Origin of the sequence: Streptomyces sp. DSM 40750 (assembly GCF_024612035.1) — a bacterium.
Classification (GTDB): Bacteria; Actinomycetota; Actinomycetes; order Streptomycetales; family Streptomycetaceae; genus Streptomyces.
Map to the genome: position 1 here is coordinate 6,788,143 of NZ_CP102513.1, position 21,026 is coordinate 6,809,168.

Sequence of the window (21,026 nt, forward strand, 5' to 3'; positions counted from 1 at the left end):
CGTGCAGTACGTGCCACGGAGCCAGCTCTACCGACTGCCCAAGTTCCGCCCTCGGCAGGGCCTCTAAGCCGCTCTTGCGCCGCCGCGAAGTGCCTTTCTCCGCACGCTTCTTGTCATCCCTTGCCACGGCCGGTCTCGACACTGCCGATCAGCGCCACATCCGACTGAACGGCTACATTCGACAGCTGCGCAAGGTCCCGTAACACGCCTTTCGCCGCGGTTGGTTTCGGATTCAACCTGTACGCCCCCCAAGTGTCCATGCGATCTGTACACGTCAACGAGGAAGCTATGTGCCGATTGCGGGGCGCACGCAACTGTGCATGCCTGCGTGATGGGAGCACGCGGAACTCGATTCCGTGCTGCAGGGCGGGCTCATCACCGGAACGATCGCAGCGACCTCGTTGGGCAGGAGAAGCTAAGTTAGCGGACGAGTTGGATCTCGATGGCGAGAGCGCCGAGAGCTTCCTTCTCGGGTGGGTAGATCTTCCGGATGTTGGCGAGTTGTTCGTCGCGGTTGGTGTCCGGGTTGACGCTGGCAGGCCCTTCGCCGTCGAGCAGGGCCTCGAAGTCCGAGTATTCAGTGACTCGGGTGACCTCGGCCTCGCAGGTCTCGTCCGTGCCCTTGATGCGGAATCGGATGACGTCACCGGCCGCGAGGTCGGCGAGGTGTGGGTATTTGACCCGTACTTCGATGGTCTTGGTGCCGGCGGCGACGAGGTTGAAGTACTGGCGGTAGAGGTTGAGTTCGCGGACGCGCGGGGTGGTGTTGCTCATGGGGCGGGAATGCTCCTGAGTGCTGGTGCGGTGAGCAGGCGGCCGATCTCGGCCGCGGAGTACGAGCGGAAGAAGTGTCGGGGGTCAGACAGTAGGGTCTCGGCCGTGGCCAGCAGTTGGTCGGCGTACTCGGTGACAGTGCCGGGCCATTGCCGGGTGTCGAGCATCCAGTCGGCGGCGCCTTCGGGCAACGGGGCGTGGCCTTCGCGGATGAGGGACTTGGAGAGTTTCGCGCCGGTGTCGGTGACGACTTGTGGGCAGAACACGCGGGCGGGGAGCTGGGCGCGAGTGAGGCCGACGGCTTGGAGGGCTTCGTCGACGAGGAGGGAGCCGAAGACCCAGTCGCCGCCCTTGACCATGACGTGCAGAGTTCCACCTGTCCCCGTGCTGGTGAGGGCGAGTTCCTTGACGAGGTTGCGGTACAGGGTGGCCAAGTCGAGGTAGGCGCCGACGGTGGGAGTGATGGTGACCTGGTAGGGGCCGTGGTGGAGGCAGACGGCATCGACGCCGGCACCTTCTCGGTCGGTGAGGTGCACGCGCGTGCGTTCGGCGTGCTTCTCCGACCAGCCGCAGCCGGGGTGCGGGCAGGGGATTCGAAGGTGTGGGGTGCCGGTGGAGGGGGCGAGCCACCAGCGGGCGGCGTCGAGTCGGGGCAGTAGCCGCAGCCAGGTGCGGCGGAAGTGTTCGCCAGCTTGCTGCTGGGTGTAGGTCTCGACGCTGTGAGGGATGCCCAGGCGCCGGGAGAGAGCCGTGAACAGGGGTCGGTACAGGGCGGCGACGAGGTCGGTCAGGGCCTGGTTGCCGAGGGCCTGGGCGTAGGCGAGTTGGTGGCGGTGGCCGCTGGCCGGGTCTGTGGACAGTTCGTACGGGGCGTTGTCGAGGGCGCTGAAGAGGACCTCGGTGGGGATGCCGAAGCGGTCTCGCAGGCGGGCGGCCATGGCGAAGGAGAGCGCCTGGACGAGCGAGGTGCCGATATGCGGGGCGCCGTTGATCTGGGTGCCGACGACCAGCACGATCCGTTCGGACGGAGCGGCCAGGATGCGTGGTGTCAGGACGTCCTCGGCGCGGAGAAGGGCGTTGGCGAGGACGGTGTTCGGTGAGACGAGGTGGGGCGTCATGGATGTCCCCTTGCGGTCAGGTCGGACGGAAGTAGGTGTTGCTGGGTCTGGCGGGACGTGCCCGCCCCTAGATACCGGCGTCAGAGCGCGTTTCTTCCTGGGCACCGGCGACGTACGGGTGTTGGAGTGCGGTGCGGAGGGCGTCTGGGTCGGTGAGGGTGTTGTCGTCGGGTAGTTCGCACCAGCCGCCGAACCAGTCGTCGAGCAGATCGACGCCGGGTGCGACGAGCCAGGAGTTGGTGGAGAGGTGCCGTACTGGCAGGTCGTCCCAGCTGTCGGCGGTGCCGGTCGCGATGGCGTAGTAGAGGCGCTCGTTGGGCCCGTCGTAGAGCACCGGGCCGATCGACGCACCGGTGCCGCGAAGGTGGGCCAGGGCCAGGAGACCGGTCTCGGCAGAGGTGCGCACGAGGTCCCAGCCGTCACCGACCTTCAGCAGACGCAGTCCGGGCACGTCGCTGACCATGGGTGCGCTGCGCAGCGCGTCGCGCACGGACATCATGTGTCCCCCTGCGGCTGGAGGTTGGGGCTCGTGCCGAGGGAAGGCGCGGACTCCGTGGTCGACTTGAAGGAGCGGACCACGATCAGACGGGCGCCCGTTAGCCCTATCTGCCGCTTCCGTTCGGTGCCGATGCCCCTGGGGCCGACGTGGCTGAGGGCGGGGACCACGGCACCGTAGGTGTCGGGTAGTTCGAGGGCGTCGACCAGCCCGACGAAGGCGGGGGAGCGGATGGCCACCGTGGCGTCGCGGTCGGTGAAGACGCCGCAGAGGTCCAGTTCGTGCCGGCGGCAGTAATCGGTGAGGCAGTCGACGAGCGCCGCATGGCGGACCAGGCCACCGGTGACGTGTCGCAGGTAGCCGAAGACCTGCGGGAAGGCGACGCGTCGGCGTTCCGTGATGAGTTCGTCGTCCATGTCCACAGCGTTGGCTGGCGTGAACGGCCTTGAAATGACCTGGTGTTGTACTTCCGTTGCACTTCCCGCCCCACGTCGTCACCGAGAGTGCTTCCATACGTGACGGAGGGAGGTAATCCGTGGTCAGCGTGCAGCAGTGGACGGGCCGGGAAGCGAGCGCTCTGCGCGCTGCCCTGCGTATGAGCACGCGGGCCTTCGCCGAACACCTCGGCGTCGCGCTGCGTACGGTGGCCAAGTGGGAGAGCCTAGGAGCCGAAACGCAGCCCCGGCCCGACACCCAGGCGATTCTCGACACCGCGCTCGCTCGTGCCGATGCTGCCGCCCATGCCCGGTTCGAGGGGGTGCTGTTCCCGGAGCGGAAGAGCGCAAGGCCGGCGGACTACGAGACCTGGACCGAGGACATCGAGCGCGCCGTGGTCTGCGTCAGCCGCCAGGACTTCCCCTTCGCCTCCACCCTGTTGAACCGCTGGCTGGGAAGCCACGACCCACGCGGCTTGGACGACAAGGGCCTTTATTTGTACGGCCGTTCGCTCGTCCTGCTCGGTGACCTTCAGCGGGACCAGGGCGCGATCGTCGGCCCGCTTTCCGCTCTTCACTCCTACCGGACCGCCCGCGGCATGTTCACCGAACTCGACATCCCGCGCCGGGTGACGCAGATCGAGTTGTCCCTCGCGGTCGTGCAGGAGATGTCCGGCCGGCTCGAAGCTTCCGCCCGCCACTACGAACTCCTCGCCACGGACGAGCGCCTGAGCCCGCGCGACCGGGTCCGCGCCCAGCTCTGGGTGGGAACGGCGCTGAGCAAGGAGGGCAACAACGAGTACGCCACCAACGTGATGGCGGACGCCACTCGCGCCTTCGAGGACCTGGGCGAGCCGGAGGACTGGTCGGTCGCGCACCAGAAGCGCGCGCTCGCCCACCGCGGCGCTGGCGATCTCAAGCAGGCCCTGCACTACATCGACATCGCGCGCACCACTGGCACAGTCGACTCCCCGATGCAGCGGGTGCGGTTGGACACCGCGTACGGGCACATCCTTCTGTCGGATGCGGCGACCCGGAATGATGGGCTGTCCGTCCTCGATCAGGCGGCACAGGTGGCCCAGCAGTTCGGGCTGAGCCACCAGCTGCGCAGCATCGAGGGCATCCGAAAGGGTCAGCAGGGATGAGTCAGGGAGTGCCAGTGCCGAAGCACCAGCAGCGCCAGATCACCGACGAGCAGTTCCACGACGCGACGTTGATCTGGAACTACCACCAGATGGACCACGAAGCGCGGCCCTGCTCTGCGGCGATCGGCCTGGGCAGCCACGACCTCGGCGTGGCCACCACGGCCGCCGACCTCTACCGGGCTGGCCTCTTCCCCGTCGTGGTGTTCAGCGGCGGCAACAGCCCCACCACCCGCGCCCGCTTCCCGCGCGGCGAGGCCGTCCACTACCGCGAGCACGCCCTGGGCCTGGGCGTGCCGGACGAGGCGGTCCTGGTCGAGTCGAAGGCGGCGAACACCGGCCAGAACATCACCTTCTCCCGCGAGCTGCTGGCCGAGGCCGAAGTAGCGGTGGAGTCGCTGCTGCTCATCTCCAAGCCGTACATGGAACGCCGCTCGTACGCGACCTGCCGCAAGCTGTGGCCCGAGGCCGAGGTGGTCTGCGCCTCCGAGCCGCTGGAGTTGGACGACTACATCAAGTCCATCGGTGACGAGAAGCTCGTCGTCGACATGCTCGTCGGGGACCTGCAACGGGTGATCGAGTACCCGAAGCTCGGCTTCGCCGTCGAACAGGATGTATCGCGGGATGTGTATGACGCTTACGAGCGACTTCTGCGCGCGGGGTTCGACAGTCGTCTCATCACCAGCTGACACACGTCGACTCGGGGCGAGTGGCGGGATATGCGCCATCCACCAGCCGAATCTGTTTCCCCGGCTGTCCACGCTGGCCAAGCTGTTCGCCGCCGACCGGTGGATCGTCCTCGACGACGTTCAGTTCGCGCGCCGGGACTACCAGCACCGCACCCGGCTCGCTGCCCTCGACGACCCGACCAGGCAGCAGTGGCTCACGCTCCCCACGCACCTGCCCAACGGGCGCCCGACGCTCGTCAACCAGGCGTTGCTCGTCGAGCCGCGCCGGTCCCGCCGAACAGTCAGTCTCCTCGTTCGCCAGTACTACGGCTGCAGCCGCTACTGGCCTGCAGTGCGTGAGGTCTTGGACGTGGTCCTCAATCGGTTCGAGAACACGGACCGCGTGGCGGACGTCGCGAGGACATCGACCCTCGCCCTGCTCACCGATCTTGGCTGGAGTGGTGAAGTGCTGGAGAGCAGCGCCATCCCGACCCGTCAGGGTCGGTCCGAGCGACTGGCCGACCTCGCCATGGCCACCGGCAGCACCCATTACCTGTGTGGCACCGGCGGCCTGCGCTACCTCGACCACCAGCCGTTCGCCGCCCATGGCACCACCGTTCTGCCTTTCCACACACCTATGGATACAGGCGACCGGCTCTGGCAGTGGGCCCGACGGGTCAGCAGCCTCTGGGCGTTGAGCGAGACCGGCCCGAGTGAACTGGCGACCCGATTGGCTGCGGGACGAGAAGCTCACCTCCTTGGAGACCACGCGTGACCGAGCCGACTACCCTGGAGAAGAAGCCCTTCCTGTATGTCGTCCTCTGCGCCTGCGGCATCGCCGGCGACGTCGGCAAACCGTCGGTGTCGAAGAGCAGCAGTCCGGCGGCGCACATCCAGAGCAGCGGTGACCGGCGCTTGCGTACCTCCCGCTCGACATACGCGTACCAGGTCGCCTCGGTGTGCACGAACAGCTCCACCGGCCAGTCATCGTGCCGGAAGCTTGCCCGGTACGGCGCCGGGGCCCCATGGAGGAGCACCACGATGTCGAGGTCGGACATCGCCGTGCGGCGGCCCGTCACGACGCTGCCTCCCAGGAACGCCGCCCGGGCGTCAGGGTGGTGTTCGTCGACAACGGTGCGTGCAGCGGCAATCGCATCCATACGGCAACTATCCGCACCCTGTGCCTGGGACGCACCGGGTTTTGCGCCGCGCTCGCACCCTGGCCGCCCGGCGACCCCTCCCCGCACATGACGAGGGCGGAGCCCGAAAGCTCCGCCCGCCAACCATGAGCCCCCGGTCAGGGCCAGACCAGGCAGTACGGCTGATGTCCCGCCTCGTGCAGTCGGTGGCTGAAGTCCTGCCACTCGTGGAGGAGTTGGTAGACGTTGAAGGCGTCCCGGGGGCCGCCGCGGTCCGGGACCGTCGACCAGATGAAGGCTGCCGCGCCCACCGCTTCCTCGCCGATGCCGCGGAGGGGGTCGACGACGGTCATCGGGAGCTTGACGACCGCGTAGTCGGGGTGGAGGACGACCAGTTCGAGCGGGGGCACCTTGTGGAGGGGGACGCCTTCGATGCCGGTCAGCACCATCGCGGCCATCGTCTCCGGCTTGATCTTGGTGAACATGCCGTTCATGCCGAGCTCGTCGCCGCCGAGTTCCTCGGGGCGCATCGAGATCGGGACGCGGGCCGCGGTCGCGCCGTCGGGCGCGCCGAAGTATTTGTACGTCACCCCCACCCGACCACCATTCCCGCTCCCCGCCCGGAGCCGGTTGACCACGTGGTCCAGGCCCTCCACACGGTCCACGCGGTCCGCACTCTCGATGCGGTCCGTACGGTCCTTGCGGTCCGCGCGGCTCCTGCGTTCCGCGCGACTCCTGCGATCCACCAGGTCAGGCCGGTCCATCCGGTCCGTCTGATCCATTCCGTCCACACGATTTACGCGATCCACATGATCGGCACGATCCATACGGTCCATACCGTCCATACGGCTGCGCCGCCCGATCCGCTCAGGGCCACCGCTCTGGATTCGATCGGAACCGTTGGTCTGGACCCGCTCGGAACCGTCCTCGGCCCGGTCGGAACCGCTCGGGATCCGGTCGATGTCGCTGTCGGTCCGGTCGGCGTCGCCCTGAGCTCCGTGCGAGTCATGTGAGTCATGTGTGCCGTGTTTGCCGTGTGTACCCTGCGGACCGTACACGCCCGGCCGACCCTGCGGAGCGTACGGGGGCTGTGACCCCGGCGACCCCGACGGCGGCGCGGGGGGTACCGGTGGCACGGGGGGTCCCGGCGGCGGCGCAGGCAACGATCCCTGCGATCCCGGCAGCGATCCCTGCGGCCCCGGTCCAGCCGATCCGCCCGGTCCGGCCGATCCACCCGGCCCGGCCGACCCGCTCAGCTCGCCCGGTGTGCCCGGTGTGCCCGAAACGCCCGGTGCGCCCCGGTCGGTGGACGCGCCCCGGTCCGTCGAGCCGCCCCGGTCCTGTCGTTTCTCCGCGGTCTCCTCCGCCTCGCGCCGGTGCCTGCCCCGCCGGGCACGACGAGGACCGAGGTCACCGGCCCCCTCGCCCAGTCCGCCACCGCGATGCATATCTCCACCCGAACGCATTTCTGGGTCGCGTGACCCCCGCCGCGCAACCCGATCATCGTGTCAGTGACCTCCCCCGCGACCGCCCGCCGAAACGTGTGTGTAAACACCAGTCGGCAGGATCTTCGGAGCCTCTGACACCATGGCCTGTGTGAGCTATCCGTACGAAGCCCCAGTTTCGCAGACTCTTTTCGAGCGCGCGGCGGCCGTCACGCCCGGCGGCGTGAACTCTCCGGTGCGCGCCTTCCGTGCCGTGGGTGGTACGCCCCGGTTCATGGTGTCCGGTACCGGTCCTTATCTGACCGACGCCGATGGTCGCGAGTATGTCGATCTTGTGTGTTCGTGGGGTCCCATGATCCTCGGCCACTCCCGTCCCGAGGTCATCGCCGCCGTGCAGGAGGCCGTCTCGCGCGGTACTTCCTTCGGTACGCCCGGCGAGGGCGAGGTCGCGCTCGCCGAGGAGATGGTGGACCGGGTCGGGCCGCTGGAGCAGGTGCGGCTCGTGTCCAGCGGGACCGAGGCCACCATGTCGGCGATCCGGCTGGCCCGGGGGTTCACCGGCCGCAGCAAGGTGGTGAAGTTCGCCGGGTGTTACCACGGTCACGTCGACTCGCTGCTCGCCGCAGCCGGGTCCGGCGTCGCCACCTTCGCTCTTCCCGACACCCCCGGCGTCACCGGCGCCCAGGCCGGCGACACCATCGTCCTGCCCTACAACGACCTCGACGCCGTACGCGCCGCCTTCGCCGCCCACCCCGGCGAGATCGCCTGCGTCATCACCGAGGCCTCCCCGGGCAACATGGGCGTCGTGCCGCCGCTGCCGGGCTTCAACCAGGGGCTCAAGGACGCGTGTGCCGAGAACGGCGCGCTGTTCGTCTCCGACGAGGTCATGACCGGGTTCCGGACCAGCGGGGCCGGATGGTTCGGGATCGACGGGGTCGTCCCGGACCTCATGACCTTCGGCAAGGTCATGGGCGGTGGCTTCCCCGCCGCCGCCTTCGGGGGGCGCGCCGACGTGATGGCGTATCTCGCGCCCGCCGGGCCCGTCTACCAGGCCGGCACGCTCTCCGGGAACCCGGTCGCGACGGCCGCCGGGCTCGCGCAGCTGCGGCTGCTGGACGACGCGGCGTACGACGTCGTGAACGCCGTGTCCGAGCGGATCCAGGGGCTTGTCTCGGACGCGCTCACCAAGGAAGGCGTCGCGCACACGCTGCAGAACGCCTCCAACATGTTCTCCGTGTTCTTCACGGACACGCCCGTGCGGAACTACGAGGAGGCCAAGGCGCAGGAGTCGTACCGCTTCAACGCCTTCTTCCACTCGATGCTGTCGCAGGGTGTCTACTTGCCGCCGTCGTCGTTCGAGTCGTGGTTCGTGTCGACCGCGCACGACGAGCGGGCGGTTCAGCGGATCGCCGACGCCCTTCCGGCGGCGGCGCGGGCAGCAGCGGAGGCCACAGCGGCATGAGTGACATCACCGTCGTCCACCTGATGCGGCATGGCGAGGTCGCCAACCCGGACGGGATCCTGTACGGGCGGCTCGCCGGCTATCACCTCTCCGATCTCGGGCGCCGGATGGCCGACAAGGTCGCCGAGCATCTCGCACCCCGGGACGTCACGTACGTCGTCGCCTCCCCGCTGGAGCGGGCACAGGAGACGGCGACACCGATCGCCAAGGCGCACGGTCTCGACCTCGCGACCGACGGGCGGCTCATCGAGGCGGGCAACGTCTTCCAGGGCAAGACCTTCGGTGTCGGCGACGGCGCGCTGAAGCGGCCGGAGAACTGGAAGCACCTGGTCAACCCCTTCAAGCCGTCCTGGGGCGAGCCGTACCTCGACCAGGTCGTCCGGATGATGGGGGCGCTCGACGCCGCCAAGGACGCGGCGCGTGGGCACGAGGCCGTGCTCGTCTCCCATCAGCTGCCGATCTGGATCGTGCGGTCGTACGTCGAGAAGCGGCGCCTCTGGCACGATCCGCGCCGTCGGCAGTGCACGCTCGCCTCCCTGACCACGTTCACGTACCAGGGCGACAAGATCGTGTCGGTCGGCTACAGCGAGCCGGCGCGGGATCTCGTGCCGCCGCATCTCCTGGCCGGGGCCAAGCCGGTGAAGGGGAAGGACAAGGCGTTCGGGGCGTAGGGCGACTGGGGAGCCGCGGGTCCGTCGATGCGGCCCCGCGCCCCTGAAAAGAATCCGCGTTCGCCGGAGATCATAAGGAACCCTCGCCTGCTCTCATCCCTCTAAAACGGTGTGCTTCACGTGAACTGGTGCGTGAGCTGGCCAAGGGGGACGTAATGCGCGAAATATCGCGAAGGGGGATGCTCGGGCTCGGTGCGGGTGCCGCTGCCGGGCTGGGGCTGACCGGGTGCGGTACGGGGCTCGGGGGCACGCCGAGCGAGGCCGGTGGGCCCGGTGGTGGCGACAAGGGCCCGGGGAAGAAGAAGCCGGGGAAGACGGCGAAGCCGCTGGGTGACGGGTCGACCGCGTACACGGGGAAGCAGCCGAACCAGCCGGGGAAGCCGCAGCCGTTGGCGGCGGGAGAGACGCCGCCGCAGTTCGTGGTGTTCTCCTGGGACGGGGCCGGAGACGTCGGGAACGGTCTCTTCGAGCGGTTCCTGAAGGCCGGGCGGGATCACGACGCCCATATGACGTTCTTCCTCTCCGGGATCTATCTCCTCCCCGAGTCGAAGAAGCGCAAGTATCTGCCGCCGAACAACGCGCCCGGCGCCTCCGACATCGGTTATCTGACGGACGAGCACATCAAGTCGACGCTGGGGCATGTGCGCACGGCGTGGCTCGACGGGCACGAGATGGGCACCCACTTCAACGGCCATTTCTGCGGCGGTACCGGCTCGGTCGGGAACTGGACGCCCAAGCAGTGGCGCAGCGAGATCGACCAGGCGAAGGCGTTCGTCAAGGAGTGGCGGACCAACAGCGGCTGGACCGACGTCGAACCGCTGCCCTTCGACTACGACAAGGAACTCGTCGGCGGGCGGACCCCGTGTCTGATGGGGCAGGAGAACCTGCTGCCCACCGCGCGCGAGCTGGGCTGGCGCTACGACTCCTCCTCGCCCGGCGGCCTCCAGGTCTGGCCGCAGAAGAAGCAGGGGCTGTGGGACCTGCCGTTGCAGTCCGTGCCGTTCCCGGGCCGCGGCTTCGAGGTCCTCTCGATGGACTACAACATCATGTACAACCAGTCCCAGAACTCCACCCAGGCCCCGCCCGCCAACTACCCGGCCTACCGCACCCAGGCGACCGGCGCGTACGTCGCCGGGTTCCAGCGCGCGTACGAGACGAACCGGGCGCCGCTCTTCATCGGCAACCACTTCGAGGAGTGGAACGGCGGGGTCTACATGGACGCCGTCGAGGAGGCCCTCAAGCACATCGCCCGGGCCAAGGAGAAGGCCAAGGAGGGGGACATACGGATCGTCTCCTTCCGGCAGTTCGTGGACTGGCTGGATGTCCAGAAGCCGGAGGTCCTCGCCAAGCTCCGGACGCTCGGGGTGGGGCAGCGGCCGACGGGCGGTTGGAAGGAGTTCCTGGGGGCCGGATCGGCCGCCTGACCTCGCCAAACGGTGACGGCTGACCCCGCCGTAAGACCGCGAAACGGGCATGCGAAACTTTTCACATGAGTGTCCGTACGAGCCGCAGTCGTGCCGCTTTGCTCTCCGCCGGGGCCGGTGCCCTGGCACTGGTGCTCTCCGCCTGTGCGGGCGGAGGCATCGAGGGCGGTAGTGGCGGGACCGGGTTCATCACCGGTTCCGACGGGATCGCGACGGTGAAGAAGGGAGAGCGGGGCGACGCGCCCGCGCTCTCCGGGAAGACCATCGACGGCGACCAGCTCGATGTCTCGTCCGCCTACAAAGGCAAGATCATCGTCCTGAACGTGTGGGGCTCGTGGTGCGCGCCGTGCCGCGCCGAGGCGCCCAACCTGGTGAAGGTCTCCGAGGATCTCGCCGACCAGGGCGTGCAGTTCGTCGGCATCAACACGCGTGACACCAGCACACGGCCCGCGCTCTCCTTCGAGGAGCAGTACAAGGTCGACTACCCGAGCCTGTACGACCCCACCGGGAAGCTGCTGCTGCGCTTCGAGCAGGGCTCGCTCAACCCGCAGATGATCCCCTCCACGCTCGTCATCGACCGGGACGGGAAGCTCGCCTCGCGCACCCAGCAGCCGCTCAGCGAGGAGAAGCTGCGCAAGATGCTCAAGCCGATCCTCGCGGAGAAGTGACGTGCTGGGGACGTCCGTGCTGACCACGACCACCGCTCTGACCACGACCGCCGCCGAGATGAACCAGACCGTCTTCAGCGGGGCGCTGCTGCTCGCCCTGCCGGTCGCCGTTCTCGGCGGGCTCGTCTCCTTCTTCTCGCCGTGCGTACTGCCGCTCGTGCCGGGTTATCTCTCGTACGTCACCGGAGTCGGCGGCACCGATCTGGCCGACGCCCGCAAGGGGCGGATGGCGGCCGGGGCCGGACTGTTCGTGCTCGGGTTCACCGTGGTGTTCGTCTCCAGCGGCGCGCTGTTCGGCTACTTCGGGCGGAACCTGCTGGAGCACCAGGCGGTGCTGACCAAGGTGCTCGGCGGGCTCATGATCGCCATGGGCCTCTTCTTCATGGGGCTGATGCCCTGGTTCACCCAGCGGGAGTTCCGCTTCCACACCAGGCCGACCACCGGCCTCGTGGGCGCCCCGATACTGGGCGCGCTCTTCGGTATCGGCTGGGTCCCCTGCATCGGCCCGACCCTCGCCTCGGTCAACGCCCTGGCGCTTTCGGAGGCCAGCGCCGGTCGCGGGGCCCTGCTGATGGTGGCGTACTGTCTGGGCCTGGGCCTGCCCTTCGTGCTCGCCGCGGTGGCCTTCCGCAGGGCGCTCGGCGCCTTCGCCTGGGTCAAGCGGCACTACGCGTGGGTGCTGCGCATCGGCGGCGGCATGATGATCACGATCGGACTGCTGATGCTGACCGGCGCCTGGGACCGCATCATTCAGGAGATGCAGGTCTGGTCCTCCGGCTTCACCCCTGGGATCTGAGCCATGACGACGACCGACTCCGGCAACCGCGAGAACACGGCCGGGCGCGGGAGCACCGCCACCGATGACAACGACCTCGGTGCCGCCGGTTCGCAGCTCTCCACCGCCCCGCGGGAGGACGCGCCCCATCTGCCCTCGCTCGGGGTGATCGGCTGGTCCCGCTGGTTCTGGCGGCAGCTGACCTCCATGCGGGTCGCGCTGCTGTTGCTCTTCATGCTGTCGCTCGCGGCGATCCCCGGCTCGCTGATCCCGCAGTCGGGGCAGGACGCGGCGCGGGTCGCCGACTTCACGGAGCGGCACGACATCCTGGGGCCGATCTACGAGAAGCTCGGGCTGTTCCACGTCTACAGCTCGGTGTGGTTCTCGGCGATCTACATCCTTCTCTTCGTCTCGCTCATCGGCTGCATCGTGCCCCGGACCTGGCAGTTCGTCGGCCAGCTGCGCGGCCGGCCGCCGGGCGCGCCCAAGCGGCTGACCCGGCTGCCCGCCTACGCGACGTGGCGTACGGAGGCCGCGCCCGAGCAGGTGCGCGAGGCCGCGCTGCAGGCGCTGAAGAAGCGCCGGTTCCGCGCGCACATCGCCGGGGACGCGGTCGCCGCCGAGAAGGGCTATCTGCGGGAGGCGGGCAACCTCGCCTTCCACATCGCGCTGATCGTGATGCTCGTCGCCTTCGCCTGGGGTCAGCTCTACCGGGCCGAGGGCAACAAGCTGATCGTCGAGGGCGACGGCTTCGCCAACACCCTCACGCAGTACGACGACTTCAAGTCCGGGAACCTCTTCACCGCGGAGGGCCTCAACCCGTTCAGCTTCGACCTCAAGAACTTCCGGGGCACGTACGAGACGAGCGGGCCGAACAAGGGCACTCCGCGGATCTACGAGGCCTCCGTCGACTACGCCGTCGGCGCCGACGGCGCGGAGAAGTCGACCAAGGTCGAGGTCAACCAGCCGCTGGAGATCGACGACTCGAAGGTCTATCTCGTCAGCCATGGGTACGCCCCCGTCATCACCATCAAGGACGGCAGGGGCAAGGTCGTCTTCAACGACGCCGTGCCGCTGCTGCCGCTGGACGCCAACGTCACCTCCACCGGTGCGATCAAGGTCATGGACGGTTACCGCGACGCCCGGGGCAAGTGGGACCAGCTCGGTATCCAGGCCTTCTTCCTTCCGACGTACGGCGGTGCGAACACCGCTGTGGTCTCGCAGTTCCCGGCGCTGCTGAACCCCCGGCTGAATCTGACGCCGTACCACGGTGATCTCCGGGTCAACGGGGGCATCCCGCAGAGCGTGTACCAGCTCGACAAGTCGAAGCTGAAGGGGTTCAAGGACTCCGAGGGTGAGCAGCTGCGGGTGAACCTGAAGATCGGCGACTCCGTGACGCTGCCGAACGGTGCGGGCACGATCACCTTCGACGGGGTCAAGGAGTGGGCCGGCTTCCAGGTCACACAGCAGCCGGGCAGCGGGTGGGCGCTCGCCGGGGCGATCGCCGCGATCGCCGGTCTTGCCGGGTCCCTGTTCATCCAGCGGCGCCGGGTGTGGGTGCGCGCCACCACCGGCCCCGACGGGGTCACCGTCGTGGAGATGGCGGGGCTCGGGCGCAGTGAGTCGGCGAAGGTGCCGGAGGAGTTGGGCGATCTGGCCGCCGTTGTGCACGCCGAGGCCCCGACTGTCGCCGAGCCCGACTCCGCACGATTGCCCGCAGCCGACGCAGACTCCGAGACCGAAGGGGCTGATAAACCGTGACTCTCGCCGCCGCTACGAACGAGAACCTCGCGAACATCAGCAATACGCTGATCTACTCCGCGATGGCCGTGTACACCCTGGCCTTCTTCGCGCACATCGCTGAATGGCTGTTCGGCAGCCGGAGCAAGGTGGGCCGTACGGCGGCCGCGCTGACCGCTGATGCCGACGCGGTGAAGAAGGCGGACGCTCCCGCGGTGACGGTGAAGTCGGCCGGTGGGACGAGTGTGCTGGAGCGGCCGAAGGTCGTCGTGCGGGCCGTCGCCGGTGCGCGGAACGTGCCGGACGGGCCCGGGGCCCATGGCGGGGACGAGCAGGGCGACCTCTACGGCCGTATCGCCGTGTCCCTCACCGTGGTCGCCTTCCTCGTCGAGTTCGGCGGGGTGCTCGCGCGGGCGCTGTCGGTGCAGCGGGCGCCGTGGGGCAACATGTACGAGTTCAACATCACCTTCTCCACCGTGGCCGTCGGCGTGTACCTGTCGCTGCTCGCGCTGAAGAAGAATGTCCGCTGGCTCGGGCTCCCGCTCATCACGACGGTCCTCCTCGATCTCGGTCTCGCCGTCACTGTCTTGTACACCGCCAGCGACCAGTTGGTTCCCGCCCTCCACTCGTACTGGCTGTACATCCACGTCTCCACCGCGATCTTCTGCGGCGCGGTCTTCTACGTGGGCGCGGTCGGCACGATCATGTACCTCTTCAAGGACTCCTACGAGAGCAAGCTCGCGAGCGGTGGCCGGCCCGGCCGTTTCGCCAGTTCCGTCCTGGAGCGGCTGCCCTCCTCGGCCTCCCTCGACAAGTTCTCGTACCGCGTCAACGCCGCCGTCTTCCCGCTGTGGACGTTCACGATCATCGCGGGCGCGATCTGGGCGGGCGACGCGTGGGGCCGCTACTGGGGCTGGGACCCCAAGGAGACCTGGTCGTTCATCACCTGGGTGTTCTATGCCGCCTACCTGCACGCCCGCGCCACGGCCGGCTGGAAGGGCCGCAAGGCCGCGTACATCGCGCTCGCCGCGTTCGTGTGCTGGCTGTGGAACTACTACGGCGTGAACATCCTCGTCTCCGGCAAGCACTCCTACGCGGACGTGAGCATGGCCGTGCTGCAGTCCGTCGGCGTCTGACGGTCCGGCTCCCGGACAATCGCTCCGGTACATCCACTCCCGTACAGCTTCCGTACACCGAAGGCCGGTTCTCTTGTGACGTGTGTCACGGGAACCGGCCTTCGGCGTACGGACAGGGGGAGGGGCGTGGAGACGAATGACGGGGACACGGGGGACCGGCGCGAGTTGCGCGCGCGGATCAGAGACGGGGACGCGGGCGCCTTCGGCGAGGTCTTCGACGCGTACGCGCGGTCCGTCTACAACCATGCCTTCCGGCTGACGGGGGACTGGTCGACGGCCGAGGACATCGTGTCGCTGACCTTCCTGGAGGCGTGGCGGTTGCGGGGGCGGCTGGACGCGGAGGGCGGTTCGCCGCGTCCGTGGCTGCTCGGCATCGCGACCAACGTGGCCCGCAACACCCGCCGTGCCGGCCGGCGGCACGCCGCGGCCGTCGCGCGGCTGCCGAGGCCGGAGTCCGTGCGGGACTTCGCCGACGAGGTCGCCGGGAACCTCGACGACAAGGCGTACCTGAAGGCCGTACGCACGGCGGTGGACCGCCTGCGACGCCCCGAGCGCGAGGTGCTCGCCCTGTGCGTCTGGGGCGGCCTCGACTACGCGGCCGCCGCCGAGGCGCTCGGCATCCCGGTCGGCACCGTACGCTCCCGGCTCTCCCGGGCCCGGACGAAGCTCGCCGCGCAGCTCGGCACGGAACCCGGCGGCGGCCGCGGACAGACAAAGGGCGGCCGCACACCCGTGGCCGGGCCCATCCAGGAGGGGAAGCAGTGAACGACAACCCGTCCCCCCAAGGCGTTCCCTCCTCCCCGGGCATCCCGCCCGCCGAGGACCGGGACCTCCCGCCGGGCCGTCACCACGCCTTGAGGGAGCACCTGATGCGGGAGATCGAGAGCGGCGCCGAGGGACGTGACACCGACAGGGCGGAGGGGCCGGGCGCACGGCCGCTCTGGCGGCGCCCCGCGTTCGTCGCGCCGGCGGTGGCCGCCGCGCTGACGGCCGCTGTCGTCGTGGGAGCCGCCGTCACCCAGGACGCCGCCGTACCGCCGAGGACGGGCACGGACAGCGCGACGGCTCCTGCGCGGAGCGCGGCCGATCTGCTGGAGCGGATCGCGCGGGCCGCCGAGAAGCGGCCAGGTCCTGGGCCGGTCCGCGACGACCAGTTCGTCTACATCAAGAGCACGGAGGACGCCGTCGACGCCACCTTCGACGACACCTGTGTGGTCCAGCGCGTCACCCTCTACGACTTCGAGTCCTGGACATCGGTCGACGGCACCCTCTGGGGGCTGGACCGGTCGTACGAGAACGGCAGGAAGACGTACGAGGAGAAGCAGCACCCCAAGTCCAAGTCGAGCGGCGCCAAGGCGCCCATGAACTACCGCGCGGTGCGGGAGCTGCCCACCGATCCCGAGGCGATGTACAAGTGGCTGCACACGGGGCGCAACGCACGGAGCAGGACCGACGACAGCGCCTTCCAGACCGCGGGCGAGATCCTGAGCGAGAACCTGGTGCCGCCGGAGGTGAGCGCCGCGCTCTTCCGGGCCGTCGCCGAACTGCCCGGCGTGACCGCGGAGTTCGGCGTGGAGGACGCCCTCGGCCGGGGCGGCATAGCGATCGGGCGCACGCCGGACGAGGACCGCACCGAGCGCATCGAGTGGATCTTCGACGAGGAGACGCTGGAGTACCTGGGCGAGCGGCGGGTGCGGGTCGCGCCGAGCGGCGAGGACGCGGGCGATGAGGCGGGGGACGGCGCGGGGGACGACGCGGGTCAGGGTGCGGAGCGGGGCGGGTCGACGTGTCCGCCGGTGAAGGACGGCACCGTCCTCATGTCCAAGGCGATCACCGAGCAGGCGGTGGTGGACAAGACGGGGGAACTGCCCTGACTGAGCGGGGGGTGGCGGCGGCGATCCGGAAGGAACAGCAGGTGGACGCCGGGAACGCCTGCTCCATGTGGACCACACCGGCATCCCCGGGCGCCACCTGCCGTTCCTCGGCTCACCGACCCGACCTGCATTAGGGCAATCGGGCAGTTTTCCCCCATATCTGATATTCGCCCAGCGGGCAAGTGCATAGAAACCTGGACGAGACAGACCAGGGGTGTGCCATGACCATGAACGTCTCGGCGCAGGCCGATTCGCGCCGCGCCGCACAGCTTCAGGCTCCACCGCCGTCCGTGATGCTCAGGGCCTATCGGAGGCTGCTGCCCCTGCGGATGCGCAGGGCCGTGCGGGCCCGGTTCGGTGCGGAGCAGTGGGGGAGGCTGCGGTGGCGGCTGGAGAGACCGGCGGCCCTGATGCGTGAGGCGCGGCACCGCCGGCTGTGCGCGCGACTGAAGCGCCGAGGGCTGCTGCGGGACGGCGAGCGGGTGCCCGTACTGACCGCCGGAGGGACCCGTATCGCTCTGCTGCGAGAGGGCGTGACGCCCCTTCTGGCCCGGGAGCACAATCTGCGACTGGTGCTGAGCACGCTGGAAAAGGCGGGCGTGGAGCACTTCGTCGTACGCAATGCCGCGAACTCCTCCTCCGCCGTGGGGATCAGCTCCGAAGACCGGGCGGCGGCCGAGAGCGCACTGGTCGCCATGGGCGCGGACGTGCCGGCGTACCTCACGCGGACGGGTGGATCCGAGCGGGCCCGGGACCGGCGCGCCGAACCGGTCGGCTCCCCGCGTTCCTGGCAGCGGGCCGCCGGCCGGCAGGTCATCCGCGTCTTCTGCTACCTGGCCGACGCCGCCACACCCGGCATGGTGCTCGGCGCGGGCTACGGCTGCGACATCGAGGTCTGGCGACCCTCCGAGGAGGGCGCCGAACTCGTGGCGCCGCGCCGCAACCTCACCTGCGAGCGCGTCCGCCGGGAGGCGCCCGTGGTCGAGGTCCCCGGTCGCCGCTTCACCCGGCTCGTGTCCGAGCACACCCGGCCGCAGCCCGCCACCGTGCGCACCCGGCGCGAGTTCGCCGAGCCGGTGCCCGACGACATCCACTTCCCCGTCGACGCCGTGTACACCTGGGTCGACGGCTCCGACCTCGCATGGCAGCGGCGCCGCGCAACGGTCGTGGGAGAGCCGTACCACCCGCAGGCCGCCAACGCGGCCCGCTATCTCAGCCGTGACGAGCTGCGCTATTCGCTGCGCTCGCTGCACATGTACGCCCCGTGGATCCGGCATGTCTACCTTGTCACCGACCAGCAGGTGCCCGCCTGGCTGGACACCGGACATCCCCGGCTCACGGTCGTCGACCACCGGGAGATCTTCACGGACCCCGCCGTGCTCCCGACGTTCAACTCGCACGCCATCGAGAGCCAGTTGCATCACATCGAGGGGCTCGCCGAGCAGTTCCTCTACTTCAACGACGACGTCTTCCTCGGGCGCCCCACGGTGCCGCAGCAGTTCTTCCTGGCCAACGGCATCAGTAAGTTCTTCCTCTCGAAGGCGTTGCTGCCGCCCGTCGGAAGCGCGGGCGCGGACGACGTACCGGTCTCCGCCGCGGGCCTCACCAACCGCCGGCTCCTTCAGGCCCGCTTCGGCAGCAGCATCACCCAGAAGATGAAGCACACACCGTGCGCGCTGCGGCGCAGTGTGCTGGCCGAGATCGAGCAGGTCTTCGCGGAGGACCACCGGCGCACCGCCGCCCACGCCTTCCGCGGCCCGGACGACATCTCGATCACCAACTCGCTGCACCACTACTACGCGTTCCACACGGGCCGGGCCGTCCCCGGCAGCATCCGCTACGACTACATCGACATCTCCCAGCCCGGCATCGCCCCACGGCTGCGCCGGCTGCTGGCCTCCAGATCGAATGTCGCCTTCTGCCTCAACGACACGGTGACCTGTGACGCCGAGGGCCACACCGATGTGGCACTCGTGCAGCGCTTTCTGGACGGCTACTTCCCCGCCCCCAGCCCTTTCGAGCACCGGCCCGACCACCAGCCCGACCACAAGGAGGCGTTCTCCCCGCCATGCCCCTCGCCATCAGGCTCCCTCACCATTCCGGCGTCCTCGAGGCCGACGGCTCCTATCCACGCGCGCTCAACGTCCTGAGCCGCAAACAGACCGCCGTACAGCGGCAGCTGCGCCGATCGGGTCTGGCGGGGTACGAGCCCGTCACCCAGGCGACGCTGCTGGCCCTGGCGCAGCAGGCGCCGCCGGGCAGCGCGGTGTACGACGTCGGCGCGCACATCGGCCTCTACGCGGCACTGATCGACGCGGTGTACGGCCACCGGCTGTCGGTGCACGCCTTCGAACCGACACCGGACACGGCACGCATCTGTGAGGACATCCGCCGGCACAACGGCCTCGGCTTCGAGCTGATCACCTCGGCGGTCTCCGACACGCCGGGCACCGCCGAGCTCTGTCTGTCCCTGAAGGGCGAATCCTCCAACTCCCTCAACGCCGCGCATCGCAAGCACACCGAGACCGTGAGCGTGCCGGTCACCACGCTGGACGCGTTCACCGAGGAACGGTCGGCCCGGCCCCACCTCATCAAGATCGATGTGGAGACGCTGGAGGGCCAGGTGCTGGCGGGCGCGCTGGAGACGGTGCGCCGCCACCGGCCCTGGATCGTGCTGGAGATCCTGCCCAGCTCGGACCATGACGCCTTGGGCCGGGCGTTGGATGTGCTCACCGAGCTGGGGTACGGACTGCATCTCCTCCAGCCGGAGAGCCCGTGGCCCGGCAGAAACCGCGGCGACTACCGTCGGCACGTGGGCGGTCAGTGCCGCGACTGGCTGCTCGCGCCCGCGCCGCTCACCTACGACTTCCACCACGCGGTACGCACCTGGCTCAGGGCCATCCTGGCGTGCGACGAGCGCACCAACCTGATCGTCCCCGCCGGTGTCTTCTTCCCCCACGGCTGGAACGCCCCGTATCGGTCTGCCCTGGCGAGTGAAGTCCACGACCGCCTCAGCTGGCGTAAGTCACGGCCGGGCCGGGTCCAGGCGAGGACGTGACCGCACTCAAGGCGCCGGCGGCGGGAGGGAGACGAGCAGGGCGCGGGATGACGGTGTGCTGCCCGGTGTCCAGGGGGTGTCGGGTGTCGCCCCGGGGAGCGTGCGGCGTTCGGCGTCGCGCAGGGCCGGGTGGCCGTCGCCGCGCAGGGCCGCGTAGAAGGCCACGTCGTCGGGTATGCCGTCGGCTCGGTCCCGCAGCACGCACTCCATCAGCCGCCGCCCGGCCGGCTCCTGCACGTTGTCCAGCAGCACCACCGGCCGCCCGGCCCGGTGCGTGCGCCGTACGACCCCCGCGTACGCGTCGTCGAGGTCCGCCAGCAGCGCCCGTACGAGACGGCGCTCGGCGTAGGTGCGCGGGGCGCCGTCCGTCCGGAAGTGCCCGGAGAGCAGGACGAGCCCGAGCTTGGGGTTGCCGCCCGTCCTCGGGTGGTCGCGATACCAGACGGCGCCCTTGCGCAGCCGCCGGTGCGCGGACGACATGCCCTCGGTGAACGCCTCCAGGGCCGCCTCGATGACCGGCTCGACCACCAGCCCCGACCCGGACAGCGAGGCCGTCAGTCTCGCCGCCACTCTGCCCGCCCATCGGCCGGGCCCCGGCCGCGACCCCGTCTCGCTCAGCGCCAGGATCCGCTCGGCCTCCTCCCGGACCCGCGGCAGGTCCCGGCCGCGCCAGCCGCCCGCCGCGACGGCCAGCAGCCCGCACGCCAGCCTCGGGAACGTGATCCGCCTCCCGGTCCCCGGCACCGGCTCCGCGAGCTGCTCCGCGACCGTCAGCAGTGCCTCGTACGCGGGCGACCACGACTCCACCGGCCGGTCCGGCGGCGGCCCGTCGAACCGCGACTCCTCGCCGTCGATCAACGCGACGGGGGTACGGCCCCGGTACGCGGCCCGCAGCTCACGCAGCATCGCGCTCTTGCCGAGCCCCCGGCCGCCCGCGAGCACCACGAAGGGCAGTTCCTGAGTCGCCGTTGTTGTTGTCATAGCTGTTGTGGTTATCAACAG

At 69.5% G+C, this 21,026-nt stretch carries 21 protein-coding genes and 1 pseudogene; 15 read left to right on the plus strand and 7 right to left on the minus strand.

The features are described 5' to 3' along the window. Positions 1-420: 420 nt before the first annotated feature. The 4 genes from JIX55_RS30245 to JIX55_RS30260 all read right to left on the minus strand — a co-directional run bounded on the left by JIX55_RS30245 (position 421) and on the right by JIX55_RS30260 (position 2,804). Entirely contained in the window at positions 421-774 is a 354-nt protein-coding gene (locus JIX55_RS30245; RefSeq protein WP_257566410.1) for an ASCH domain-containing protein, read from the minus strand. Continuing rightward, positions 771-1,892, minus strand: coding sequence for a hypothetical protein (locus tag JIX55_RS30250; RefSeq protein ID WP_257566411.1), 1,122 nt, complete (start codon positions 1,890-1,892; stop codon positions 771-773). The genes JIX55_RS30245 and JIX55_RS30250 overlap by 4 nt, the downstream gene beginning before the upstream one ends. 67 nt (positions 1,893-1,959) lie before the next feature. Then, positions 1,960-2,391, minus strand: coding sequence for a hypothetical protein (locus JIX55_RS30255; protein WP_257566412.1), 432 nt, complete (start codon positions 2,389-2,391; stop codon positions 1,960-1,962). Beyond that, the gene (locus JIX55_RS30260) at positions 2,388-2,804 is read right to left on the minus strand and encodes a hypothetical protein (RefSeq protein ID WP_257566413.1); all 417 of its coding nucleotides are present in this window, start codon (positions 2,802-2,804) and stop codon (positions 2,388-2,390) included. The genes JIX55_RS30255 and JIX55_RS30260 overlap by 4 nt, the downstream gene beginning before the upstream one ends. A gap of 119 nt (positions 2,805-2,923) precedes the next feature. Between JIX55_RS30260 and JIX55_RS30265 the strand changes: the two genes are divergently transcribed. Genes JIX55_RS30265 through JIX55_RS30275 form a run of 3 tightly spaced genes read left to right on the plus strand, consistent with a single transcriptional unit; the run spans position 2,924 to position 5,407 of the window. Next, the gene (locus JIX55_RS30265) at positions 2,924-3,967 is read left to right on the plus strand and encodes a helix-turn-helix domain-containing protein (protein WP_257566414.1); all 1,044 of its coding nucleotides are present in this window, start codon (positions 2,924-2,926) and stop codon (positions 3,965-3,967) included. Then, positions 3,964-4,653 (plus strand): YdcF family protein, encoded by a 690-nt coding sequence (locus tag JIX55_RS30270; RefSeq protein ID WP_257566415.1) that lies wholly within the window; start codon positions 3,964-3,966, stop codon positions 4,651-4,653. Before JIX55_RS30265 ends, JIX55_RS30270 begins: the two co-directional genes overlap by 4 nt. Beyond that, on the plus strand, positions 4,595-5,407 hold the full coding sequence (locus JIX55_RS30275; protein ID WP_306820127.1) for a WbqC family protein: 813 nt from the start codon (positions 4,595-4,597) through the stop codon (positions 5,405-5,407). Before JIX55_RS30270 ends, JIX55_RS30275 begins: the two co-directional genes overlap by 59 nt. 76 nt (positions 5,408-5,483) lie before the next feature. On the opposite strand, the pseudogene JIX55_RS30285 reads toward JIX55_RS30275, so the two are convergent. Further along, positions 5,484-5,792 (minus strand): annotated as a pseudogene (locus tag JIX55_RS30285) (nucleotidyltransferase domain-containing protein); the annotation flags it as partial. Positions 5,793-5,929: 137 nt separating this feature from the next. Then, positions 5,930-6,367 (minus strand): hypothetical protein, encoded by a 438-nt coding sequence (locus JIX55_RS30290; RefSeq protein WP_003974483.1) that lies wholly within the window; start codon positions 6,365-6,367, stop codon positions 5,930-5,932. A gap of 213 nt (positions 6,368-6,580) precedes the next feature. On the opposite strand from JIX55_RS30290, the gene JIX55_RS30295 reads away from it, so the two are divergent. From JIX55_RS30295 to JIX55_RS30350, 12 genes are all read left to right on the plus strand, one after another. Next, on the plus strand, positions 6,581-6,784 hold the full coding sequence (locus JIX55_RS30295) for a hypothetical protein (RefSeq protein ID WP_257566416.1): 204 nt from the start codon (positions 6,581-6,583) through the stop codon (positions 6,782-6,784). Between the two features lie 574 nt (positions 6,785-7,358). After that, positions 7,359-8,678, plus strand: a complete 1,320-nt coding sequence (gene hemL / locus JIX55_RS30300; protein ID WP_257566417.1) for a glutamate-1-semialdehyde 2,1-aminomutase — start codon at positions 7,359-7,361, stop codon at positions 8,676-8,678. After that, positions 8,675-9,349: a histidine phosphatase family protein gene (locus JIX55_RS30305; RefSeq protein ID WP_257566418.1), complete on the plus strand. Its 675-nt coding sequence runs from the start codon at positions 8,675-8,677 to the stop codon at positions 9,347-9,349. The genes hemL and JIX55_RS30305 overlap by 4 nt, the downstream gene beginning before the upstream one ends. Positions 9,350-9,504: 155 nt before the next feature. Next, complete coding sequence (locus JIX55_RS30310) at positions 9,505-10,773, plus strand: hypothetical protein (RefSeq protein ID WP_257566419.1); 1,269 nt, start codon at positions 9,505-9,507, stop codon at positions 10,771-10,773. Positions 10,774-10,838: 65 nt separating this feature from the next. After that, positions 10,839-11,441 carry a TlpA family protein disulfide reductase gene (locus tag JIX55_RS30315; RefSeq protein WP_257566420.1) on the plus strand — a complete coding sequence of 201 codons (603 nt, stop codon included), beginning with the start codon at positions 10,839-10,841 and terminating at the stop codon, positions 11,439-11,441. A 58-nt stretch (positions 11,442-11,499) separates the two neighbouring features. Next, positions 11,500-12,237 carry a cytochrome c biogenesis CcdA family protein gene (locus tag JIX55_RS30320; RefSeq protein WP_257569529.1) on the plus strand — a complete coding sequence of 246 codons (738 nt, stop codon included), beginning with the start codon at positions 11,500-11,502 and terminating at the stop codon, positions 12,235-12,237. 3 nt (positions 12,238-12,240) lie between these two features. Continuing rightward, positions 12,241-13,977, plus strand: coding sequence for a cytochrome c biogenesis protein ResB (gene resB / locus JIX55_RS30325; RefSeq protein ID WP_257566421.1), 1,737 nt, complete (start codon positions 12,241-12,243; stop codon positions 13,975-13,977). Further along, complete coding sequence (gene ccsB / locus JIX55_RS30330) at positions 13,974-15,092, plus strand: c-type cytochrome biogenesis protein CcsB (protein ID WP_257566422.1); 1,119 nt, start codon at positions 13,974-13,976, stop codon at positions 15,090-15,092. The genes resB and ccsB overlap by 4 nt, the downstream gene beginning before the upstream one ends. A 126-nt stretch (positions 15,093-15,218) precedes the next feature. Next, positions 15,219-15,857: an RNA polymerase sigma factor gene (locus tag JIX55_RS30335; protein ID WP_257566423.1), complete on the plus strand. Its 639-nt coding sequence runs from the start codon at positions 15,219-15,221 to the stop codon at positions 15,855-15,857. Then, on the plus strand, positions 15,854-16,966 hold the full coding sequence (locus tag JIX55_RS30340; RefSeq protein ID WP_257566424.1) for a CU044_5270 family protein: 1,113 nt from the start codon (positions 15,854-15,856) through the stop codon (positions 16,964-16,966). The genes JIX55_RS30335 and JIX55_RS30340 overlap by 4 nt, the downstream gene beginning before the upstream one ends. Before the next feature lie 221 nt (positions 16,967-17,187). Further along, positions 17,188-19,116: a stealth family protein gene (locus tag JIX55_RS30345; protein WP_257566425.1), complete on the plus strand. Its 1,929-nt coding sequence runs from the start codon at positions 17,188-17,190 to the stop codon at positions 19,114-19,116. Continuing rightward, positions 19,035-20,024, plus strand: coding sequence for an FkbM family methyltransferase (locus JIX55_RS30350; protein ID WP_257566426.1), 990 nt, complete (start codon positions 19,035-19,037; stop codon positions 20,022-20,024). The genes JIX55_RS30345 and JIX55_RS30350 overlap by 82 nt, the downstream gene beginning before the upstream one ends. A gap of 6 nt (positions 20,025-20,030) precedes the next feature. On the opposite strand, the gene JIX55_RS30355 is transcribed toward JIX55_RS30350, so the two are convergent. Then, complete coding sequence (locus JIX55_RS30355) at positions 20,031-21,005, minus strand: hypothetical protein (protein WP_257566427.1); 975 nt, start codon at positions 21,003-21,005, stop codon at positions 20,031-20,033. Positions 21,006-21,026: the final 21 nt, after the last annotated feature.

Coding starts and splice junctions, on each gene's coding strand:
- JIX55_RS30260 (WP_257566413.1), bottom strand. CDS start 2,804: ATGGACGACGAACTCATCACGGAACGCCGACGCGTCGCCTTCCCGCAG.
- hemL (WP_257566417.1), top strand. CDS start 7,359: ATGGCCTGTGTGAGCTATCCGTACGAAGCCCCAGTTTCGCAGACTCTT.
- JIX55_RS30305 (WP_257566418.1), top strand. CDS start 8,675: ATGAGTGACATCACCGTCGTCCACCTGATGCGGCATGGCGAGGTCGCC.
- JIX55_RS30275 (WP_306820127.1), top strand. CDS start 4,595: ATGACGCTTACGAGCGACTTCTGCGCGCGGGGTTCGACAGTCGTCTCA.
- JIX55_RS30350 (WP_257566426.1), top strand. CDS start 19,035: ATGCCCCTCGCCATCAGGCTCCCTCACCATTCCGGCGTCCTCGAGGCC.
- JIX55_RS30320 (WP_257569529.1), top strand. CDS start 11,500: ATGAACCAGACCGTCTTCAGCGGGGCGCTGCTGCTCGCCCTGCCGGTC.
- JIX55_RS30245 (WP_257566410.1), bottom strand. CDS start 774: ATGAGCAACACCACCCCGCGCGTCCGCGAACTCAACCTCTACCGCCAG.
- JIX55_RS30315 (WP_257566420.1), top strand. CDS start 10,839: ATGAGTGTCCGTACGAGCCGCAGTCGTGCCGCTTTGCTCTCCGCCGGG.
- JIX55_RS30295 (WP_257566416.1), top strand. CDS start 6,581: ATGATCGGCACGATCCATACGGTCCATACCGTCCATACGGCTGCGCCG.
- JIX55_RS30250 (WP_257566411.1), bottom strand. CDS start 1,892: ATGACGCCCCACCTCGTCTCACCGAACACCGTCCTCGCCAACGCCCTT.
- JIX55_RS30310 (WP_257566419.1), top strand. CDS start 9,505: ATGCGCGAAATATCGCGAAGGGGGATGCTCGGGCTCGGTGCGGGTGCC.
- JIX55_RS30355 (WP_257566427.1), bottom strand. CDS start 21,005: ATGACAACAACAACGGCGACTCAGGAACTGCCCTTCGTGGTGCTCGCG.
- JIX55_RS30345 (WP_257566425.1), top strand. CDS start 17,188: ATGACCATGAACGTCTCGGCGCAGGCCGATTCGCGCCGCGCCGCACAG.
- resB (WP_257566421.1), top strand. CDS start 12,241: ATGACGACGACCGACTCCGGCAACCGCGAGAACACGGCCGGGCGCGGG.
- JIX55_RS30255 (WP_257566412.1), bottom strand. CDS start 2,391: ATGATGTCCGTGCGCGACGCGCTGCGCAGCGCACCCATGGTCAGCGAC.
- JIX55_RS30270 (WP_257566415.1), top strand. CDS start 3,964: ATGAGTCAGGGAGTGCCAGTGCCGAAGCACCAGCAGCGCCAGATCACC.